Source organism: Bacillus sp. EB106-04-02-XG92 (assembly GCF_058791995.1).
On sequence record NZ_JBYTEA010000009.1, the window covers coordinates 115,314 to 136,564 of the forward strand.

The 21,251-nt window shown below is 32.9% G+C and carries 15 protein-coding genes and 3 pseudogenes; 13 read left to right on the forward strand and 5 right to left on the reverse strand.

Going from position 1 to position 21,251, the window contains the following annotated elements; genetic code table 11:
* Nucleotides 1–227 precede the first annotated feature (227 nt).
* Nucleotides 228–1,172, reverse strand: coding sequence for an acetyl-CoA carboxylase carboxyltransferase subunit alpha (locus AC3WVA_RS20900; protein WP_000050726.1), 945 nt, complete (start codon nucleotides 1,170–1,172; stop codon nucleotides 228–230).
* Between the two features lie 32 nt (nucleotides 1,173–1,204).
* Nucleotides 1,205–1,651 (reverse strand): MarR family winged helix-turn-helix transcriptional regulator, encoded by a 447-nt coding sequence (locus AC3WVA_RS20905; protein WP_429604145.1) that lies wholly within the window; start codon nucleotides 1,649–1,651, stop codon nucleotides 1,205–1,207.
* A 616-nt stretch (nucleotides 1,652–2,267) separates the two neighbouring features.
* Between AC3WVA_RS20905 and AC3WVA_RS20910 the strand changes: the two genes are divergently transcribed.
* The 6 genes from AC3WVA_RS20910 to AC3WVA_RS20935 all read left to right on the forward strand — a co-directional run bounded on the left by AC3WVA_RS20910 (nucleotide 2,268) and on the right by AC3WVA_RS20935 (nucleotide 9,379).
* Nucleotides 2,268–2,477, forward strand: coding sequence for a hypothetical protein (locus AC3WVA_RS20910; RefSeq protein WP_306174536.1), 210 nt, complete (start codon nucleotides 2,268–2,270; stop codon nucleotides 2,475–2,477).
* A gap of 327 nt (nucleotides 2,478–2,804) precedes the next feature.
* Nucleotides 2,805–4,151, forward strand: coding sequence for an FAD-binding oxidoreductase (locus AC3WVA_RS20915; RefSeq protein WP_429604146.1), 1,347 nt, complete (start codon nucleotides 2,805–2,807; stop codon nucleotides 4,149–4,151).
* Nucleotides 4,152–4,861: 710 nt separating this feature from the next.
* Nucleotides 4,862–5,629: an ABC transporter ATP-binding protein gene (locus AC3WVA_RS20920; protein WP_429604147.1), complete on the forward strand. Its 768-nt coding sequence runs from the start codon at nucleotides 4,862–4,864 to the stop codon at nucleotides 5,627–5,629.
* Nucleotides 5,619–7,607 carry an FtsX-like permease family protein gene (locus tag AC3WVA_RS20925; RefSeq protein WP_492322152.1) on the forward strand — a complete coding sequence of 663 codons (1,989 nt, stop codon included), beginning with the start codon at nucleotides 5,619–5,621 and terminating at the stop codon, nucleotides 7,605–7,607. The genes AC3WVA_RS20920 and AC3WVA_RS20925 overlap by 11 nt, the downstream gene beginning before the upstream one ends.
* A gap of 81 nt (nucleotides 7,608–7,688) precedes the next feature.
* Nucleotides 7,689–8,360 carry a response regulator transcription factor gene (locus AC3WVA_RS20930; protein WP_098096903.1) on the forward strand — a complete coding sequence of 224 codons (672 nt, stop codon included), beginning with the start codon at nucleotides 7,689–7,691 and terminating at the stop codon, nucleotides 8,358–8,360.
* Nucleotides 8,357–9,379, forward strand: a complete 1,023-nt coding sequence (locus AC3WVA_RS20935; RefSeq protein WP_429604149.1) for a sensor histidine kinase — start codon at nucleotides 8,357–8,359, stop codon at nucleotides 9,377–9,379. Before AC3WVA_RS20930 ends, AC3WVA_RS20935 begins: the two co-directional genes overlap by 4 nt.
* Before the next feature lie 353 nt (nucleotides 9,380–9,732).
* Here AC3WVA_RS20935 and AC3WVA_RS20940 read toward each other — a convergent pair whose 3' ends face one another.
* Nucleotides 9,733–10,683, reverse strand: a complete 951-nt coding sequence (locus AC3WVA_RS20940; RefSeq protein WP_429604150.1) for a nucleoside hydrolase — start codon at nucleotides 10,681–10,683, stop codon at nucleotides 9,733–9,735.
* 383 nt (nucleotides 10,684–11,066) lie between these two features.
* On the reverse strand, nucleotides 11,067–12,284 hold the full coding sequence (locus AC3WVA_RS20945) for a macrolide family glycosyltransferase (RefSeq protein ID WP_429604151.1): 1,218 nt from the start codon (nucleotides 12,282–12,284) through the stop codon (nucleotides 11,067–11,069).
* A 447-nt stretch (nucleotides 12,285–12,731) separates the two neighbouring features.
* Between AC3WVA_RS20945 and AC3WVA_RS20950 the strand changes: the two genes are divergently transcribed.
* From AC3WVA_RS20950 to AC3WVA_RS20970, 5 genes and pseudogenes are all read left to right on the forward strand, one after another.
* Nucleotides 12,732–14,108, forward strand: coding sequence for an alpha/beta hydrolase (locus AC3WVA_RS20950; protein WP_492322153.1), 1,377 nt, complete (start codon nucleotides 12,732–12,734; stop codon nucleotides 14,106–14,108).
* 289 nt (nucleotides 14,109–14,397) lie between these two features.
* Nucleotides 14,398–16,614: a binary toxin-like calcium binding domain-containing protein gene (locus AC3WVA_RS20955; protein ID WP_492322154.1), complete on the forward strand. Its 2,217-nt coding sequence runs from the start codon at nucleotides 14,398–14,400 to the stop codon at nucleotides 16,612–16,614.
* 352 nt (nucleotides 16,615–16,966) lie between these two features.
* On the forward strand, nucleotides 16,967–17,680 hold the full coding sequence (locus tag AC3WVA_RS20960) for a response regulator transcription factor (RefSeq protein ID WP_098520987.1): 714 nt from the start codon (nucleotides 16,967–16,969) through the stop codon (nucleotides 17,678–17,680).
* Nucleotides 17,677–18,757 (forward strand): annotated as a pseudogene (locus tag AC3WVA_RS20965) (sensor histidine kinase). Before AC3WVA_RS20960 ends, AC3WVA_RS20965 begins: the two are co-directional and overlap by 4 nt.
* Before the next feature lie 76 nt (nucleotides 18,758–18,833).
* Entirely contained in the window at nucleotides 18,834–19,331 is a 498-nt protein-coding gene (locus AC3WVA_RS20970) for a DM13 domain-containing protein (protein WP_097842119.1), read from the forward strand.
* A 368-nt stretch (nucleotides 19,332–19,699) separates the two neighbouring features.
* Here AC3WVA_RS20970 and AC3WVA_RS20975 read toward each other — a convergent pair.
* Nucleotides 19,700–19,870 (reverse strand): annotated as a pseudogene (locus AC3WVA_RS20975) (IS4 family transposase); the annotation flags it as partial.
* Nucleotides 19,871–20,116: 246 nt separating this feature from the next.
* Between AC3WVA_RS20975 and AC3WVA_RS20980 the strand changes: the two are divergent.
* Nucleotides 20,117–20,671 (forward strand): annotated as a pseudogene (locus tag AC3WVA_RS20980) (hypothetical protein); the annotation flags it as partial.
* Between the two features lie 177 nt (nucleotides 20,672–20,848).
* Nucleotides 20,849–21,247 carry an IS200/IS605 family transposase gene (gene tnpA, locus AC3WVA_RS20985; RefSeq protein ID WP_492322155.1) on the forward strand — a complete coding sequence of 133 codons (399 nt, stop codon included), beginning with the start codon at nucleotides 20,849–20,851 and terminating at the stop codon, nucleotides 21,245–21,247.
* The last annotated feature ends 4 nt before the right edge of the window (nucleotides 21,248–21,251 follow it).

The window sequence follows — 21,251 nt, forward strand, 5'->3', positions numbered from 1 at the left end:
ATTTATGAGAATTCAGCTCATTTTTTCGTTTTGGGGAACAATCAATTTCTTAAGTTGATGGGTATGTGATAATGCTTCCATTTAAACAAATTTTCCTTTTCCATACCGATCACACACCTTTTGTAGAGTAATAGTATCAACATATCCCAGTTTAAGAGGTTACTTACAAAATATTTGGAATTTTTTTGTGAGAATCCTCCGAAATGTAATACGGACTTTAAATATTTTCATTTATAATTCTCTATTTGTCTATACTTTTCATACCGCTGTTGTATAAGCTCTTCCGAGGATAATAGTATCAATTTTTTTAGAGATGATTCGATTACAGATTCAATCACTTTTGCCTGTGATTTTATATCATTTTGTGCTCCACCTTTAATTTCAGGAATGATTTCATCAATAATTCCTAAATGTTTTAAATCTTTTGCTGAAATTTTCATATGTTCAGCAGCTTCTGGAGCATACTTAGCGTCCTTCCATAGGATAGATGCTGCTCCTTCTGGCGAAATTACCGAGTACCATGAATACTCTAACATATGGATATGGTTACCGACACTAATGCCAAGAGCTCCACCACTTGATGCCTCTCCAATTACAATACAAACAATTGGCACTTTAAGTGTAGCCATTTCAAATAGATTTCGAGCTATCGCTTCAGAAATTCCACGTTCTTCAGACCCTTTCCCTGGATAGGCGCCTATTGTATCAATAAATGTAATAATAGGGCGATTAAATTTATCAGCTTGTTTCATAAGTCTTAGCGCTTTTCTATAACCTTCTGGATGTGCCATTCCAAAATTTCTTTCTATATTTTCCTTTGTATTTCTACCTCTTTGATGACCAATAACCGTAACGGGCATCCCTTTAAATTTTGCAATACCACCTATCATTGCTTTATCATCACCATATAATCGATCGCCATGAAGTTCGAGAAAGTTTGTAAACAATAAAGGTATATAGTCCAATGTCGTGGGCCGGTTACGTAGCCTTGCAATTTGAACTCGTTGAAAAGGTGTAATATTAGAATAAATTTTATCTTGCATTTTATTTAAACGTTTTTCTAATACATGAATTTCTGGCGATAAATCTACATTATTTTCTTTCATAATTTTCTTTAATTCATCAAATTTCTCTTTTAATTCAATAATAGGACGTTCAAAATCCAAACTCATTTTACCCTCCAAATGTTATGATTTACCTCACTCTAATCAAAAGGCTTAGAAATAGAATCAATAAATAATTCAAAACCATCCAAAACTATTTTTTGTTCTGATTCTGATAAATTATTGAGAATACTTTGATAAAATGTAATGGATTGCTCTCTTAAGCAATTAACAGTTATGTGACCTTTTTCTGTGAGGTGCAGAAAAAGTTCTCTTCTATTTTTTTCATTTACTTCACGATAAATAAGCCCCTTTTTTACTAACTTATCTACCAATCTACTTACAGTTGAAGTCTCTAATCTAAGTTTATTGGATAGTTGCCAAACAGTTAATTTTTCCACCTCTAGTTCCTCTAACGCCATCATTTGAGAAGTTGGTAAAGGTTTTTCAAATGGTCCATTGGGCAAATTTTGAGATTCAAAAACCCCAGTTATTATAATCATTTTCTTAATATCTGTTCTTAGTTTTAAGGCATCTTCTCTTTTCAAATAGGTCACCCTCCTACAACTAATGTATCATACATCAATTGTATTATACATGAATATGTTTTTTCACAAGCTTAACGTAAGCCAATATTACAACATGGAAGAGATATTTCTTCTTGTTAAAATGGTATAAGTGGATTGTTTTCTACAAATGGCAGAACATCAATTATGTATCGGGGGCCTTTATGGGGTACCGCTCATCGCAATCAAGCTAAGAAAATACAAATACCCAAAAAACGATAATTTTCTGATAACTTGTAACGAAAAACTCATAATTTTTGGGGGGAGTTCTAAATTCTTAAGTTTATGGGCATGGGGTACAGCCAGTATTTCGGAAAAATCTAAGCTAAGAACATGCAAGATTTTATACAATTATTCGGATAATCCAGTAACAAAAGAAAACCTTAAAATCGCGCCAGGATAGGAATGTATAAATAAATGAATAGAGTCATAGAAAAATATAAAGGTGTATTCCTTGTGAAAGTAGTATTCTGCCTTTTTCTTTCTATCGATAATGTTACGTTATGTTAACCCAACATGTATATCATATATAACAAAAATCACACAATGTATTACTCTTACCTAGTGGTATAATAAGGAAAAAACGGAGGGGATTTCAATGAATTTCATACAAGTTTTTGATGCTATATTCAGTATACTGCATGACTTTTTCTCAAAGGGAATTTGGGTAGTTCTGTTCTTTTTTTTCTTGAATAAGCTGTACGAGAGCCAAAGATTGGCAGCAACATCACGTATAATTACTGCCGTTCTTCTTGGACTTTATCTCTTATACATCATTATTTTAAGACCACTATACTACTCTTTCTGATAGGGAGGGATTCGCAATAACCATAAGTATGTAAAAAAGCTGTCTATATGGGCGGCTTTTTGTATTTTTTTGGCTTAGCGTGGTTTTCAAAATGCTGGTGGTACCAAAACGCCAACAAGTGAAAATTTTATATTACTCTTAGAACGACCTTTTTGGGTATTTCTGAATTCTTAGTTTGATAGGAATGCGTCACTAGTCTATATATTAAAAATAGAGGCTCAAAAATGGATTTTGTCGATTTAAAAGCTGAACGGAATTATTTTTTTTTACATACATACTATTCATATTATAGCATTAAAATTCTTGCACGGAGAGTGAGGTTTCTATATGCACTATGATGAAAATATAAGTTTAACAGGGCGTATTGTGTCACCTGGTGAAGCACAATATGATTCAGCACGTCAATCGTTTAACACATTTTTTAATAGATTTCCTTTTGTTATTGTTTTTGCACAAAATACTCAAGACGTTGTGAAAGCAGTACGATGGTCATTACATTATAACGTACCTATGCGAGTACGTTCAGGAGGTCACAATTATGAAGGCTTGTCAGTTTTAGATGGTGGTATTGTAATTGATGTCAGTGAAATAAATCAAATAATAATAGATCCAACATCAAAAACTGTTACAGTAGGAGCTGGTTGTAAAAATCTCCAATTAGCTGAGTTTCTTGGGAAAGAAGGATTAGCTATTCCTAATGGGGTTTGTCCTAAACCAGCTATCTCAGGAATAGCTTTAGGTGGCGGGCAAGGTGTTCTTTCTAGACCATTAGGACTACTACTTGATCATGTAGTAGAAATAGAAATGGTTGATGCTAACGGCTGTGTATTGCAGGTTAATGATCAGAAGCATCCTGATTTATTTTGGGCTTTACGTGGTGGAGGCGGAAGTTTCGGTATTTGTACATCTTTTCGCTTTCGTACTCATGAAATTAAGACAGTTGGTTTTGCTGAAGTTAGTTGGGGGCACCAGGATTTAAAAGCCGTTATACAGGAATGGCAAAAGTATACTCTACCTACTTCTGATAAACGCTTTACCCCTACATTATTATTGTCGTCAGAAAAGACAGCCCCCTTGTTGATGCATGGGATTTTTCATGGATCAGTTACAGACTTACAGAAATTGATACAACCACTTCTCCAAATTGGATCACCTATAAAGGTAGATATAAAAGAACTGTCTTATTTAGAAGCTATAACGTTAATTTCCAATTATCAGCCTGCAACTCCTTTTCCATTTAAAAGCGTAGCACCTTTTATGGACACTTTATTACCTGAAGAAGGTATTGCTACGATTCAACATTTTATAAATCAAGCTCCATCTAATTTTACTGTTTCTGTATTTTTCCAGGGGTTAGGTGGGACTGTTTCTGAAGTATCCGAGGAAGCTACTGCTTATTTTTACCGAAAAGCTCTAATGAATATGGTGTTATTTTCCACTTGGGACAAACCTGAGGGAGCTGCACAAGGGATTCGCTGGGTAGAAGATTTTCGTCACGCATTGATTCCTTTTACAAAAGGAGTCTACGTTAACACACCAGATCTTTTAATGAAAGATTGGTCAGATTTATATTATGGTGAAAACTTCAAACGATTGACTCAATTGAAAGCTAAATACGATCCAGAAGATGTTTTCAATTTTCCACAAAGCATTCCACCTGTTCATAAAAAATAGTATTCCTTTACCGTTATTAAATTTTGCAATTTATAAAAAACACGTTCTAGTTTAAAAAGTATTCAGTTTCATGTCTTTCTTCAAAATTTCTATATTATTAAACAAGATTGATTTAGTTATATAAAACTGTATCTTAAACTTTTTGTCTAAATAGTTAGTCATTCATCGTCCTTGTTGGTGCTACCCCTTGTTGTAGAAAGACGTGAAAGTAGGAACTAATTTTATAGTTTAAAATGCCGAATTTCCGACGGAGACTCTCCATTTAGTACCCATTTCCTTGTCCTCATATGGAGACAAGGGAATGGGTACTTTTTAAACGGAGACAACAAAGTGGATATTTTTTAAAACGTCTTTATCATGCATGAAAATACTAGTGTAAAAAATAATTTCTATTGAAATGACTATGAATCCATGTCTTTTAAATAGAGCTGTTGTTACGCTGTAACCAGTTTGTTTATTTCTATTAATTACATAATTCTTATCGTTTTTGCACCAAAATCGATACCCCTACATTTTTTTGCTTCTTTGGTAAAGCACCGAATAATCCTTACTTATACCATCGCGATTTCTCATAACTTACATGGAGAGGTATCACTCAATATAACAAAAATGTAATGTTAATGAAATGTAATTCCACCGATACTAGTAATGAAATTATATAAAATGAAGGGGAGTTAAAGAATTTTTATAATGAAAAAGGAGAAGTATTAATGCGAAATATATTAAGTGTAGAAAAAATTGAAAAATATTATGGTAATAAAGATAACGTAACAAAGGCTATAGATAATATTAGTTTTAAGGTAGATGAGGGGGAATTTGTTGGGATAATGGGGCCCTCAGGAAGTGGAAAAACTACACTACTTAACTGTATATCAACGATTGATCATGTTACGACGGGAAAAATAATAATCAATAATAGTGACATTACTCGGTTAAAATCAAAGTCACTAGATAAGTTTAGAAAAAATGAATTAGGGTTTGTATTTCAGGATTTTAATTTATTAGATACTCTTACTGCTTATGAAAATATCGCCCTAGCGTTAACTATAAAAGGTGAGGAAAGTTCAAAAATTGATGGCAAAATACAAGCGGTTGCAAAATATTTAGACATTGAAGAAGTATTAAGCAAATACCCTTATCAAATATCGGGCGGACAAAAACAAAGGGTTGCTTCGGCAAGAGCTATCGTAACAGATCCATCTTTGGTACTTGCAGATGAACCAACAGGATCGTTAGATTCTAAATCAGCTAGATTATTACTCGAAAGATTTGAAAGGCTTAATAAGGATTTAAAAGCTACCATACTTATGGTTACTCATGATGCATTTACAGCAAGCTATGCTCGTAGAATTCTTTTTATTAATGATGGCAAAATATTTATCGAGTTGGTAAGAGGAAATGATTCCAGAAAAGAATTCTTTACTAAAATTATTGAAGTTATAACTCTTCTTGGAGGTGACGATAATAATGTACTCTAAGCTTGCTATTGGGAATGTAAAGAAAAGTTTTAAAGATTATGCAATATATTTCTTAACACTAACACTGGCTGTTTGTATATTTTATAGCTTTAACTCAATAGAATCACAAAAGGCACTTATGGAAATTAACGCTTCAGATAGAAAGTATGTGCCTACAGTAATAAACGCTATCTCAGATGTGTCAGTATTTGTAACCGTAATATTAGGTGGTTTAATATTGTATGCAAATAATTTCTTAATTAAAAAACGTAAAAAAGAATTAGGGATATACATGACTTTAGGGATGGGAAGAAGAAACATATCTAGAATATTAGTAGCAGAGACATTTCTAGTTGGTGTTATCTCTTTAGTGAGTGGACTTATAATAGGTATTGGAGTATCGCAGGGATTATCGACATTTGCATTAAAGTTATTTGAATTGCCCATCAATAAATATAAATTTATAATTTCAATAAGTGCTATAGGTAAAAGCGTATTGTACTTTGGAATCATGTTTTTTCTTGTTATGTTATTTAATGTATATGTTGTTTCTAAATACAAAATAATTGATTTGTTAACAGCAGGTAGAAAAAATGAAGATGTAAAATTTAGAAATCCTCTTATCTATGTAATCACATTTATTATGTGTGTAGCATCACTTGGATATGCATATGTGACTGTACTAAGAATTGGATTGAATTATCAAAATCCTATGCTCGTGGTATCAATCCTTCTTGGCATATTAGGTACATTTCTGTTTTTCTTTAGTTTATCTGGATTTATATTATATGTTGTAAAGAAGAATAAAAAAGTCTATTTTAAGGGTTTAAATATATTTATCATCAAACAAATAAATAGTAAGGTTAATACAAATTTTATATCCATGTCTGTAATCTGTTTAATGTTATTCCTTACAATGGTGACTTTATCTACAGGAATTAGCTTTAACAGAATGATGGGCGCAACAATAAAAGAAACAACACCATTTGATGCCAGTATTGTGTTGGTGAATAGGGATGAAAGTTACGCTATAGAAGATGTATTAAATAAATCAAATTTTAAACTAAGTAATAACGAAAAATATGTATCTTATAATGTATATTCCACAGAGATGAAAGTGGGGGACTTAATACCAGAAGCATTTAAAGATTATAGGGATAGCGGTGTGAATATCATTAAAGTATCTGATTATAATAAAATTTTAAATCTCAAAGGTGAAAAGAAAATTACTTTAAATAACAATGAAGTTGTACTTTTATCAAATATTAACCGGTTGGTTAATCCGATAAATAAAAGATTAAAAAATAGTAATAAAGTGAATATTAAAGAAAAAGAATATCTGGTAAAAAACACTAAAGTTATACAAGAGAATCTTTACACTTCTGATGCGCAACTTAATTTCTTCGCAATCGTTATAAATGATGAGTTTGTATCAGACCACAAAATTAGTACATCCGTACTTAATGTAAATTATATAGATGGAAATAGGGAAGAATATAATAAAAAATATGATAACGTTGCAAAGGGCTTTTTTGACGAAAATGGCCCGAAATTAAATATTGTATATATATCAGGCAAATCAAAGGATGAAGTTCGTGCAGAAAGTAAGGGGTTAAAAACGATCATAATGTTTATTGGGATATATATAGGAATTGTATTTCTAATAACGAGTATGGCTGTATTAGCTCTTCAACAATTATCAGAAGCCAGTGATAGCATAGGTCGATATAAATCTTTGAAGAGAATTGGTTCAAACGGAACCATGATTGACAAAACGATTTTTATTCAAACTTTCGTATACTTTAGTCTACCAGTTATTCTTGCCCTAATTCATTCTATAGTTGGAATTTATGTAATCAATAATTTTATTAACGCAATTCAACCAACAGACATTACTTTACCAGCATTGATGACTGGCTTAGTATTTCTTGTAGTTTATGTAGGATACTTCTACACGACATATGTCGGGTATAAAAATATTGTAAAAAGTAATACTTGATTTTATAATGCTCATTAGGGCTATTACACCTTGTTTCTCAAGATGTAATAGCCTTATATTCTGTATAGGGAGGGAAAAGTCATGAAAAAGATCATTCTGATTGAAGATGATGAAATCATCAGAGAAGAATTACAACATTTTTTTATAAAGTATGGATATGAAGTAAATGCTCCCACAGATTTTAATCATATTATCGAATATATAGAAAGTGAGAATGCAGACCTTATATTACTAGACATAAATCTTCCTGTGTTCGATGGCTATTATATATGCAGAGAAATACGTAAAACTTCAGATGTTCCAATTTTCATGGTTACAAGCAGAGATAGTGATGTAGATGAACTAATAAGTATGAATTTAGGAGCAGACGATTTTATAACAAAGCCGTATAATACAGAAATACTATTAGCAAGAGTAACAAACATTTTAAGAAGAACTTCTGGAGATTTCAAGACGAATCATATCTTAATTTATAGAGATTTTAATTTAAATCTTTCAAATGCAACAGTTACTTATCAAGACAAGTCGGTAGAGTTAACTAAAAATGAAGTGAAAATTCTCTCATGCTTAATAAATAATCGCGGAAATATTGTAAAAAGAGATTCACTCATAGAAACCTTATGGAAATCTGATTATTTTGTGGATGATAGCACTTTAACTGTTAATATAAATAGATTAAGAAAAAAGCTTGAAGAGATAGGTATAGAAAATCCCATTGCAACAAGAAGAAGTTTAGGGTATATAATGCCATGAATATAGGTGAATTTATTAAAGATAAAATAGTAGTAATACTATCTAATGTACTAGTATTTATTTTATTAGCAGGTATATTGCTGACTGCAAATGTTCAGTTCATTATAATATTCTTTGTCTTTTGCATTTGGTTTTTTCCATTGATATCATATATGGCTATAGAATTTATAAAATGTAAAAATTATTATAATGAGATTAATGGCATATTAGAAAACTTGGAGAAAAAATATCTACTTCCAGAGGTAGTAAAGGAAGCAACCTTTATACATGGGGAAAAGCTTAACGCTATACTGAAAGAAGTAAGTAGAGATATGCATGAAAATGTAAAGTATTATAGAGATATGCAATTGGATTACAGAGAATATATAGAGACATGGGTGCATGAAATTAAGACACCAATAGCTTCTACAAAGCTTATAATTGAAAATAATCAAAATGAAGTAACTAATAAAATTGACTCTCAAATGGATCGGATTGATGGGTTTGTAGAACAGGTTCTGTATTATTCTCGAAGTAGTAACGTTAATAAAGATTACATTATCAAGCCAATCAACCTTGATAATGTAGTAAGGAATGTAATTAAAAGAAACTATAGGGATTTTATTCATAAGAAAATAAAATTAGATATACAGGATATTGATGAAATCGTATATAGTGATGGGAAATGGGTTGAATTTATTATTAATCAAATAATAGGAAATTCTATAAAATACTCAAATAATAAAGAACAAATGATACGTATATACTCAATTAAGAAAACTAACTCAGTAATACTAACTATAGAGGATAATGGAGTAGGGATACTAACTAAAGATATAAATAGAGTTTTTGAGAAAGGGTTTACTGGAGAGAATGGAAGAAGATTTAGCAAAAGTACAGGAATGGGCTTGTATCTATGTGAAAAACTGTGTTCAAAATTAGGATTGAAAATTGGCATTGAATCTGAAATGGATAAAGGAACTAGAGTTACATTAATATTTCCTTTATCAGGTATGGTAACTTTTGAGTCTTACTTATAAAAGAAATGCTACATCTTCCCACAACATAAGGGGTAGCACCACATCGCTATCAAGCTAATATTTTAAAGCACTCCCAAAATAAAATTGTTATCTCTCTACAGTTATTTATGTGAATTCAGCTCGTTTTTTTGTTTTGAGTGAAAAATATTTTTTAACTTGATGGCAATGTGGTGCTCCCCCCATGCGAATGAATTTAAGAATTCTCACTATCTCCAAGTAAAAAAAACGTTATTCTTTCTAAACCAGCTACATTATGTTTCATAAAACCCAAAGTATTACAACAACTTTAACAATCCTTTCAGAAGTACTGAAGGGACTTCCCATTCAAATAAACTGTATTATCTGAAGTTATGTTACACTCTCTTATTTAAGAACGTTTCCATAATATCCTTTTTGAATCTTTCATAATCAAACTGAAAAGCTACATTATGCATTTTATAGCCTGGATTAGTTGCAAAACGAAAATCTGCAATGCTTTGACCAAATCCTTCTCCTTGATCAGGAATTACTTTAATGGGTACTCTTGAAAGGCTAACAGCTTCTTGATTCAGCAAATACCACACTGTTACAAAATCATGCATAGGACTTCCGCTTATACCCGGATTAGACTTGGAGTAGAAATTATAATAATAGTCTAACATAGGTTTGATGATGAGCCCTGCAAGATCCTGTGTATTCCGATGAAATGCATCGATTTGCTGGACCATTTCGGGTGTAACAATTGCATGTTGAGTTATATTTAATGGAATAATTGTCAAGTTCTTTGCATGCTGCAAAATTAAGTTTGCTGCATAAGGGTCTGCGTAAAAGTTAGCTTCAGCTACGGCAGTCACGTTACCTGGATAGAAAAAAGCTCCCCCCATGCAAATACATTCTCTTACGCTTCGCATTGTTTCTAAATTCAATACAAAAGTCGTAGCTAGCGAAGAAAGTCTTCCTAAATTGATAATTGTAAGATCTTCTAGATTTGAATGTATAATTTGATAAATATCATTTAAGGGGTAAACTGGATAAGAAATCTCAGGTGGAATAATAGGTCCTAATCCGACTTTCCCATGTACCTCAGGGAAATACTGAACCAATATCCCTGTTAACGGTACAGAAGCCCCAAGGAATACAGGTATCTCTTTTTTTCCCGCAATGTACTTCAAATAGTTAATATTTCTGATAACATTCTCTCTTGATACATTTCCATAATCGGCGACAATGCCTACAAGTTGAATATCTTTACGAAAAAAGGTATACAGAATAGCAAACGCATCATCAATTCCCAAATCTGTAAACAGGAGCACTTTTTTCGACATATATCTTCCTCCAAAATATTTTCACTAAGGATGTAGTGAGTAGGCTACTAAGCTTGTACGTATATATTTTATATATTCCTAAAAAGTGAATTCTATTCATATGTAGTTATCATAAAAAAACTTAATACTATAAAAATGTAACTTACATATCAATCATTATCATAGTAGACAAAAAAGCTCACTTCTTATCTTTTTAAAATAAGAAGCGAGCTTTGTCGTTTTGGGGATGACTTGATTTTTTAAGTTGGTGGATGTGGGGTATTTAATTTCTTAGCTTGATGAGTATGGAATACTGCCAGCATTTCTTCTATCTTCTATATTCTTGTTGTAGGGTGTTATAAAATTCTTAAGTTAATAGGCCTTGAGTGGCATACATAGCAGAATTAACGAGTAAATGTAATAATCTCATTAACAGCTTTGATATAACCACCTGCCTCACGGAATGATTGACTAATTTTTTTTGCATTCTCTTTGTAAATCGAGTGCTGTAACACTTCATTAACGGCATGTTTTAAATCCTCGGCCGATAATTGCTGGGTATTTAACATAAATCCTGCGCCAAGTTCGTATACTCGCTCAGCAATCGTATGCTGATCATTTATAAATGGGAGCATAACTAGAGGTACTTCAAAATAAAGTGATTCACTTGTGCTATTCATTCCACAATGACTAATAAATACATCCGCTTGACGCAGTATATCTAATTGTGGAAGATAGTTACCAACAATAAAATTATCAGGTATATCTCCTAGCTGCTCCACTGTTAATTGTTTGCCTATACTAAGTACTACTTTCGCATTGAGATCTTTTAGACCGACGAAACATTTTTGATAGAATTCAGGTTGATTATTAATTATGGTTCCCATAGAAATATAAATCACACGATCTCCTTTTAATTCATCAACCGAAAAATCATTTAGAGTTTCATTTTCAGCAATGGAAGGACCGATAAAAATATAGCCATCCTTAAAATCCTTGCTGTTTCTTTGGAAATAACGGGAAGTAAAGACAATATTCAAATCACCTGAACCCGGACAAAGTAAAAAATTATCAGATAGGGATACTTCATATTTTCCTTCTAAATATTGTTTCATTTTTGCTATTTCTTCTAATTGCAAAAATGCTTGTAGCATGGCTAAACGTTCCTGTTTTTGTTCTATGTTTCTTGTTCCTGTCAGGTTCATATTTTCTTTTTGTTCTTGTGAAAAAGCAAACGTGGTCCAAGTTGCAATAGATGCTAAACCTCTATGGTGAGCGATCCATTTTCCAGGTAAAGACTGTGCATCGTAGAGGATGTAATCGTATGTTTCTTTAGAGATTTCTTCAAAAATGGAATCAGTAATTCTTTCCATAGCATGAAGGAAGTGTAATAAGTACTCTTGAGGATGGGAAGTCATAAGATTCATATTTTCCGAAAGCTCTCTTTGTGCCTCTTGATTGATGGGACGGAATTGTGCACCTGCTTTTTTGATTTTTTCTTTAAAATCATTTGATGAATAATAGACGATGTTGTCTCCACGTTGTACTAAATCCTGTACTAATCCTAACGTTGGATTTAAGTGTCCTTCTCCACCTATATTGATGTAAAGTGCTTTTTTCATCTTTATCCCCTCCAGTAAATTTGATATCGTTAAATGAAAAATATAAACGTTTTTTTATTTTGTTTGAATTATAACAAACAAATTTAATAAATGTCTATTTATATTTTTAGGTGTTCTTAACTTTTAGAGGGTGTTTTATTTAGATAACTTGATGGATATGGGGTACAGACCCATATCCATCAAGCTAAGGTTTTTAACACTTAAGGAATTTGTAAGTATCAAGTAAGAAAAACGAGAGCTTTGTTTCTTATGCTTAAAATATAAAGTGAAGGAAGGTTGTTTCTGGGGTTAATATGCATGTGGAAAAAGGAGAAATCTATGGTTTTTTAGAGTAATAATATCAGTATGTCAAAGTTTTGGAGATTACTTGCAAATATTTTGAAGTTTTTGCACCAGAACCCTAATTACCATACCTGTTTTTTACCATCACATATTGGAGGTTAAAACATGAATAAAAAAAAGAAAATACAAAAATCAGTATTTACCTTTACCCTACTCTTTTCTTTAGGTGTTTCATCTTTCCCGCTTACAACAGTTATTCACGCAGATACACGTGAGGAGAAATCTGCAGAAAAGAAACAAATCTCTTTAACGGAGCGTACATCATTATTTTTTGAATATCTTCAGCAAGGTAAGTATGCAGAGGCACTTCAGTTGACGTCTGCTGCTTTTCAATCCAAGTTTACAGCAAACACATTACAAAACTGGTGGACACAAAGTGGGATAAAAATCATGGGAACACCTGTAATAAAAGAACGAAACTTGGTCCATCAGACGGTGGAAATTCCAGGAGCTATTGAAGGAACTACCATACCGCTACTCATTAAATTCACACCTGGCGGGAAAGTAGATGAAGTTGGGGAAAGGCCGCCCCAGGAATCTTACATTCCGCATCCTAGATATGACCAACCTGCTTCCTATCAAGAACGTGAAATCGTCATTGGAAATTCTACTTATCCGTTACCAGCCACATTAACAGTTCCGAAACATAAGCCTGGTGAAAAGGTACCCGTCGTTGTTCTTGTTCATGGTGCTGGCATCCATGATCGCGATGCTACCTATTTGGGAACAAAAATCTTACGAGACCTTGCGGTGGGGCTTTCATCCAACGGAATTGCAGTGTTGCGCTATGAAAAACGTACCTTAGAACATGCATTAAAGATGAGTGCAGAACCTGTTACATTAGACCGTGATACTACAGAGGATGCCATATATGCAGCAAAGTCAGCAGCGCAGCAGGAAGGCATTGATCCAAATAATATTTTCATTCTCGGACATAGCCAAGGAGCTGGCGCAATGCCGCGTATACTGAGCAAAGCGCCTTCCTCACTTGTTCGAGGAAGTATCTTACTCGCACCACCTGCACGCCCTTTGACTGACACTGCCATTGATGTGAGTCAATACCTTGGGGCGCCAAAGGAAGTAATCGATGAACTAAAAAGACAGTTCGCTTTTATCCTTGATCCCACTTTCAATCCTGACCATCCGCCAGCTGGCTACAATTTTCCGTTTCCGTCTCCTCATTTTATGTATGATGTTACTAGGTGGCGTCCAGTTGAGGAGGCAAAATCACGAAAAGAGCCTTTACTGATTCTGCAAGGGGCACGCGATTATCAAGTAACAGTAAAAAATGACTATACAAAATGGCAGGAAGGACTTTCAAACAGCGGGAATGTTCAGTTCAAAGAATATCCGAAATTGAATCATTTCTTCACGGAGGGTGACGGGGAATTGAGTCTTCCAAGTGAGTACGAAATCCCTGCAAATGTTCCCGAGTACGTCATCCAGGACATTATTACATGGGTCAATGAGACAAAAAAATAAGAAAATATCAAAAGCCTTCATGCAATCATCATTGCGTGAAGGCTTTTTTGAAACTGGTGATTTCATCCAAGTGATTCAGACATATCTATTATTTTCACTATTTTACTGCTTTTTGATGATTCATATATAGATTTTATAGCTTTTAAAAACTCTGTAAGTGTTTTGTAATATTTACGAGAGACTTTTTTAACAGTTATGAGAGAGAAAAGAAAGGTTTGTTATATATGATGAAATTAATCTTATTAGTAGGTGTTCTAATTGACCTAGAAACCAAGGAGGAAAAATAACAATGAAACAATTAAAGCCAGCAATTAGTGTATTAGGTAGTGTATCGATGGCACTGACTCTAGCATCTCCTGCTTTAGCAGATGTAACACAACCGAATCCAGGACGTACAGTTGAAATATTCAAAGAGAATGCAAATGCAAAAAAAGAAGATAAGAATTTCACGCTCGGATCTGATGGGGAGATAGGTTCGCTCATTACACAAAACATTGAAATGGCAAACAATGATTGGGACAAAGATGGTATTTCTAACGACTTAGAGATTAATGGATATAAAATTGAATTCAATTCACAAACTGGAAAAAATGAAGCGAAAGCATGGGATCCTGAGAAGGATAAAGGGAAACCAAAATTTATATCGAATCCTATGAATGCAAATACGGATGGTGATCCTTTTACTGATATGTATGAGGTTGAGAATTATAACAACGATTCTGATACTAATTTCAATCCGATAGTTGCCAACATGCCGAATTTGCAAATTGGTGTCAAACGAATTGAGGTAATTCCTATTGCAACCATTACGGATAATAATGGCGGATCAGTTAGCAGAGGATGGGAAAAAAGTGTATCTACACAACATTCATTTAATGTAGGTTTAAGTGGTTCAGGTGGTGTAGAAGGCTCAGCAGCCGGTCCTGTTCCTTCCGGAAGTGTTACAGCAAATGTGGGATACGGATATTCAAAAACAACTACGGAAACGGAGAGTTATACAAATAATTTTGATTGGTCTACTGCAACAACTGTTGATACAGCGAACGCAGCAAAATTACGGGTACATTTGGAATATAAGAATGTAGGAACAGCATCCGCTGAAAATGTTTCACCACATTTTAATATTCGTTTAGGAAACAAAATTATTAATACTGTAAAGGCAACACAAGATCGTTATAAAGCAAACTATTTAAGTACAGAAAAAGGTGGACGGAATAAAACAGAAGTAGTAATTGACAGTTTAGAAGGACAAGCAGATGCAAATATTGTCTTATCTTTGGATGAATTGAAAGCTGTTGAACAAGGGGAGCTTCTTTCGATTGAAGTTTTACCTACAAGTACAATGGATTTATCTATTGAAAAAGGTGAAGAAATTATGCATTTGGGGGATTCAGGGAGATATGAGTCTAGAGTGAATGCAGCTACTGAACAATTAGAAACAGATATAGGAAATATACCAAAGTTTAGGGTATATACTCCTAAAGACAAATCCCTTGCTGATAAGCCAGTTTTATCCTATAACGAAGTTTTTCAACATGTAAATATAGATACGAAAAAAGTAAATCATATTGTAAACAAGGCTAAAAGTACTAATAACGTATCAGTGGTTTCAGCTAATAATGGAACTGATGCATTAAACGATTTAAAAGTGGGCCAGGGAGATCGCGGTTATTTACATAAAGACTCTGTACATGGTGCTTTTGCAAAACTACAGCAACCAACATTAGTAGAAAGCAGTTATGATTCTGTGACGCAAAAGATTAGGGCATCAATCTTACCGGGTTTATTTGGAGTGAGTAAAGAGATTCCTACTACTTATAGCAAGAAATGGAATGCTCCGTCACAAACAGTAAAACTAGTTAAACGTGAGAATGGATTTACATATGAATCTAGAGAAAATATACACCCTATTAAATCTGAAATTGCTGCGCACAGAAAAGTTATATTTGAAATCAATGACGCACACAATCTAACGCCTACACAAAAGATTGATACTGAAGTTAAAGCTAATAAAGAATTTGAAGATTATGTAGTAGATAATTCAGGTGAAGTTGTTACAGAAGGAGTTCCTTATACCGTGGCTTCATATGGAAATACAGCTTATTGGGGAAGTCATCATGCCGGGAATAAATGGGAGTATCTTTGGTCTGAAAAATCTAGCGATGAAAAAGTAAATATAATTATTGAAAGAGTAGGTCAACCTAAACCTGGAAAACCAATTAAAAAGGATGAAGAGGTATTAATTAAATTTCAAAATCCTATTTATTCAGATTATGCATATTTAAAACTTCAAGATAGTTATATCCATTTAGATCAAAAACAGAACGCAAGTACTTTTAAATTTAATCATGCATATCCAAAGAATTTCACTGGACACCATAAGCAATGGAACATACTATCGAATGGTAACAAGTTAAAGGTAGGATATTTAATCGATTATATGAAATATGGTAATGGGGAGAATGGAACTGATACTATAGCATGGAATCTATCAAGAGTTCAGTAATAGGTAACAGTTCTGTTGCTAAGATTGAAAAAAAGCGGTAATAAACTGAATATGAAAAGTTAAATACAAAAATTTAGACTACTAATAGGGAATGAGTTTGATGTTGAATCGGACTCATTCCTTTTAATTTATACGATTTAGACACTACTATTTTTAATGCTTATCTAGGCATATAAGTAATCAAATGTTAAGATTACTATCTGGATTACATAAATAGTATTCTGAGTTTTTATTTGTTTGGATGTTGAAATGAGGAATTTTGATTTGTTGATACAATCAGTTTATATATATTTATTCGAGAATAGAAAAAATATATATTTTTGTTATTGATGAAAAAAAGTGAGGATAGTATATGAAGAAAAGAATTTTAATCGTAGAAGATGAAGAAAATATTCGAGAAGTATGCAAACGTTATTTAGAAAGAGAAGAATATGAAGTTTATATAGCTGTAAATGGTAAAGAAGGTTGGGATTTATTTCTTACACATCAACCAGATTTAATTATATTAGATTTAATGATGCCCAAAAAAGATGGATGGGAATTATGTGAGGAAATTCGTCAACAATCAAATGTCCCTATTATTATGTTAACTGCTAAGGGAGAGGAAAGAGATCGAATTTTAGGCTTAACAATGGGGGCAGATGATTATTTAACAAAGCCATTTTCGCCTCGTGAATTAGTATTAAGGGTTCAAATTATACTAAGAAGAGGAAGCAATGTACCAATACAATCCAAAGAATCTCAATTGGAAGTGATAGAGTTTCCAGATTTAAAAATATATCCAAAGACAAGATATGTACTTGTTTGTGATAAGGAAGTAGAGTTAACGGTGAAAGAGTTTGAGGTACTTTATCTCATGGCAAAGCATCCAAAACAAGTATATTCTCGCTCGCAGCTTCTTGAATTAATTTGGGATTTTGGACATGAAGGGGCATCAAACACAGTCACCGTATTAGTGAGTCGTTTACGTGAAAAGCTCGAGAAGCATACGATAAAGAATCGTTGGATTCATACCGTTTGGGGTATAGGATATCGCTTTGAGCCAAATGGAGGAAATGAAACATGAGATTACGTATTCAATTGTTACTCATGAATCTATTAAGTACCGGTATTATGGTAATTGCTATATGGTATAGTGAAACGAAAATGTTACTTGAACCGGAACAAACACGGTTATTAACAGTAATTGCATTTGTGGCATTTATTATTTCAACGTTTATTTATTGGTTAATGACACGTCCTATCATGAGATCTATACAAAATTTAATAAAATTGACGAAACAATTTAGTGATAGACACTTTGAAACAATGTATATAATTGGGCAAGAACCACGTGAGTTTAAAGAATTAGCAACAGCCTTTCAACAGATGGCAAAAAAACTAGAAGAAGGGTTTACTAAGTTAGAGCAACAGGAAAACTCTCGTAAGGAGCTAATTACCAATATCTCACATGACTTACGAACACCTATGGCTAGCATGCAAATGATGATAGAAGCATTACAAGATAACCTGATTGAAGATCCTGAAATGAAAAAGCAATACTTAGCGACGATTTTAAAAGAAATAGAAAGATTAAGTGGATTAATTAACGACTTATTTGATCTTTCGAAATTAGAATTTGAGCAAGTAGATTTTCACCCAAGTTTCACACATTTAGATAAAGTTCTATTAGATGTATTAGAGTCGCATTCTGTCTTATTGGAAGATAAACAAATCAATGTGCAATTGGTTGTTCCAGATACATTACCTAGACTTTTAATTATGCCTTGTAAAATAGAAAGGGTCATAGGAAATTTATTACATAATGCAATACGATATTCTCCTATCTTTGGAACAATTGAATTGACTGTAGTGGAAAATAAACTAACTCAACAGGTCCAATTCACTTTGCGGGATGAAGGAATAGGAATTTCTCCAAATGATCAATTACGTGTATTTGAACGTTTTTTTAGAACAGATCGATCAAGAAGTTCACAATCTGGAGGTTCCGGACTTGGATTAGCTATTGCAAAATCATTAATTGAAATGCACAAAGGGGAAATTGGTGTAAGGAATCGCGCAGATGGTAAGCAGGGAAGTGAATTTTGGTTCACTCTTCCCATCACATCGGTAAAAAAATAAGATGGTTGAAAGACTTTTGTAACATTTACGTTAGAAAAATGAAAGACCTTCTTGTTAACATACTACTACACAGTATGTTACAGGAGGTTTTTTACTTTATGAAAAGAAAATATGTATGGTTTATAGGTGGTTTGATAATTGTATTGGGGATTTTATGGTCATTGTTCCGACCAGAGAAATTATTTATTGATAAGCACGTAAATGAATCATTGCCACAAGCAGAGATACAATCAACTGAAGTAAAGCAGCAAAGTGATCGAGTAATAAGGGAAGGTCAGTTTCAAAACGGTGTCCATGAAACAACCGGAACGGCAAAAATTTACCAATTAGCCGATGGAAAACGTGTTTTACGACTTTCTAATTTTGCAACATCTAATGGGCCAGATGTACGAGTTGTATTAGTTCCTACAAATCGTTTGAAAAATAATGAAGACGTGAAAAACTATCAGTATATTGAATTAGGAAAATTGAAGGGTAATAAAGGAGACCAAAACTACGAAATTCCTGAAGGGATAGATGTAAGTGAATATGGTTCGGTTTCAGTTTGGTGTAAAAGATTTAATGAAAACTTTGGTGCGGTTTATTTTAATAATTAAATATGAACCTAAAATTTCCTCTTACAGGTGAATTTTATATGAGATATGGTAATAGCTGCAGCGGACTTAGTTGCTAAGAAAGGCACTCATAAGAGTGTCTTTTTCATATTTCCCAATTTTGGTATATTTTAAAGTTATTGGACGTTTACGGAGAGATTTTATTCGTGCACAAAAAATTTTAAGAGTATGTCAGGAAATCTTTGATTTATAAAAAAATATATTTTAAGTGTATTATATACAGAAGCCACTTGAGGGGAGGAGTGTTAAATTACAAAACGTATCATAATGTAAGGGGAAGATTTTAGTGAAAGTTTAATGATATGATGGTCACTACACTTTAATTAGGAAGGAAAGAACATGAAATTTCTGTCTCGTTTCTTCTTGATGAGGAAGTAATTGATGCATTTGAAACATGATGGAGGGACAGAAAGAATGCTAATTAGTATTTCATATAAATGACACTCTAACCATTCTAATTTCACAGAATTACAGTGATGAATACGAAAAAATGATTTCCATGTTTTAAAGATAAATTCAATGAAATAACCCGCATAGCCATCAAGATGAAATAGTAGATATATAATAAAAAAGCATCCAGAGGGGTGCTTTTTCTATTGGAATAGAAATCCCCTTGTTGACTATACTTTTAAAAATAATTAAAAATTAAAGTACGTGAAATTTTATAAAGTGGGGTGATATAAGATTACATTTAATAAAAGTAGGGGAGACTAGAATGTAAGAGTATGAGTCAAATGTATTTACTATTATAAAAATGGAGGGATGTTATGAACGCTGTTTTTAGAAAGTGGAAACTGTCTTTAAACACGTTAAATGCTGCCAACACATATTTAGATTGCTTAGTACAAACTAAAACGTATCTGCAGTTTTTAATACTTGTCATATTTTGTATTATTACAGTTTACATACCTTTCCCTTCATTTACACTTAATTATATAAATGAATTAGATCTACTAATGCAATACATAATTAAATCCGTTTATTTTTCTTTTCCTATTTCAATAGTTTTCCTATTTATAATGCGAAATCAAAAATCCTTGTTTTCTAAAAAAATCACTTTCCAGCAGCTAAAAATTTCTTTTTTCTGTGCTTTCATTATTTATGCTATTATGTTGTTATTTTTAGCCGTACTAATATCTTTTACAACATTCAAAGGAACATCTAATCCTATTAGGAATGAGGGGATTACTAATATGCTTCACAAAACGCCTGGGATTGCAATTCAATTAATCGGAGAAAACATTATGTTTGTATCTATATTGTTCTTTTGGCATAAGATCATACGCTCCTTCAAATTAAGCCCCATAGCTTCTATTACAGCCCTTCCCGAACGAGAAAGCCCCTCGCGTTTAGGCAGGGGATGAAAGGGAGGTTGGATAAGGAGTGCTACTAAAAACCGCAAGGTTTGTGGCACTCTAAGTATCCAAAATATTGGTATCTTTTATTTTTTTCTCTTTCGTGTTGCAGTTTCATAATCCAACTGATACAATGCAAACAGGATGAATGATTATAGAAGAACCAAAACAACCGTGTCATTAATTAACTATCATTTTGTGTTTTGTCCACGATACAGAAGAAAGATTTTTCTTAATACAAAAGTAGAAGAACGTTTCAAAGAGTTGGTTCAAGAAATATGCGGAGAATTGGATGTTTCTATTGTTGCAATGGAATGCGACAAAGACCACGTTCACTTGTTCTTAAATACACCACCAACACTTAGTCCTGCTGATACAATGGCAAAAATTAAAGGAGTGACATCAAAACGTTTGAGAGAAGAGTTTCCTCATCTTCAACACTTGCCGAGCCTATGGACGCGTTCTTATTTTGTTTCTACTGCTGGAAATTTATCAAGTGAGACAATAAAACATTATGTTGAAAATCAAAAAACGAGGGGGTGAAACT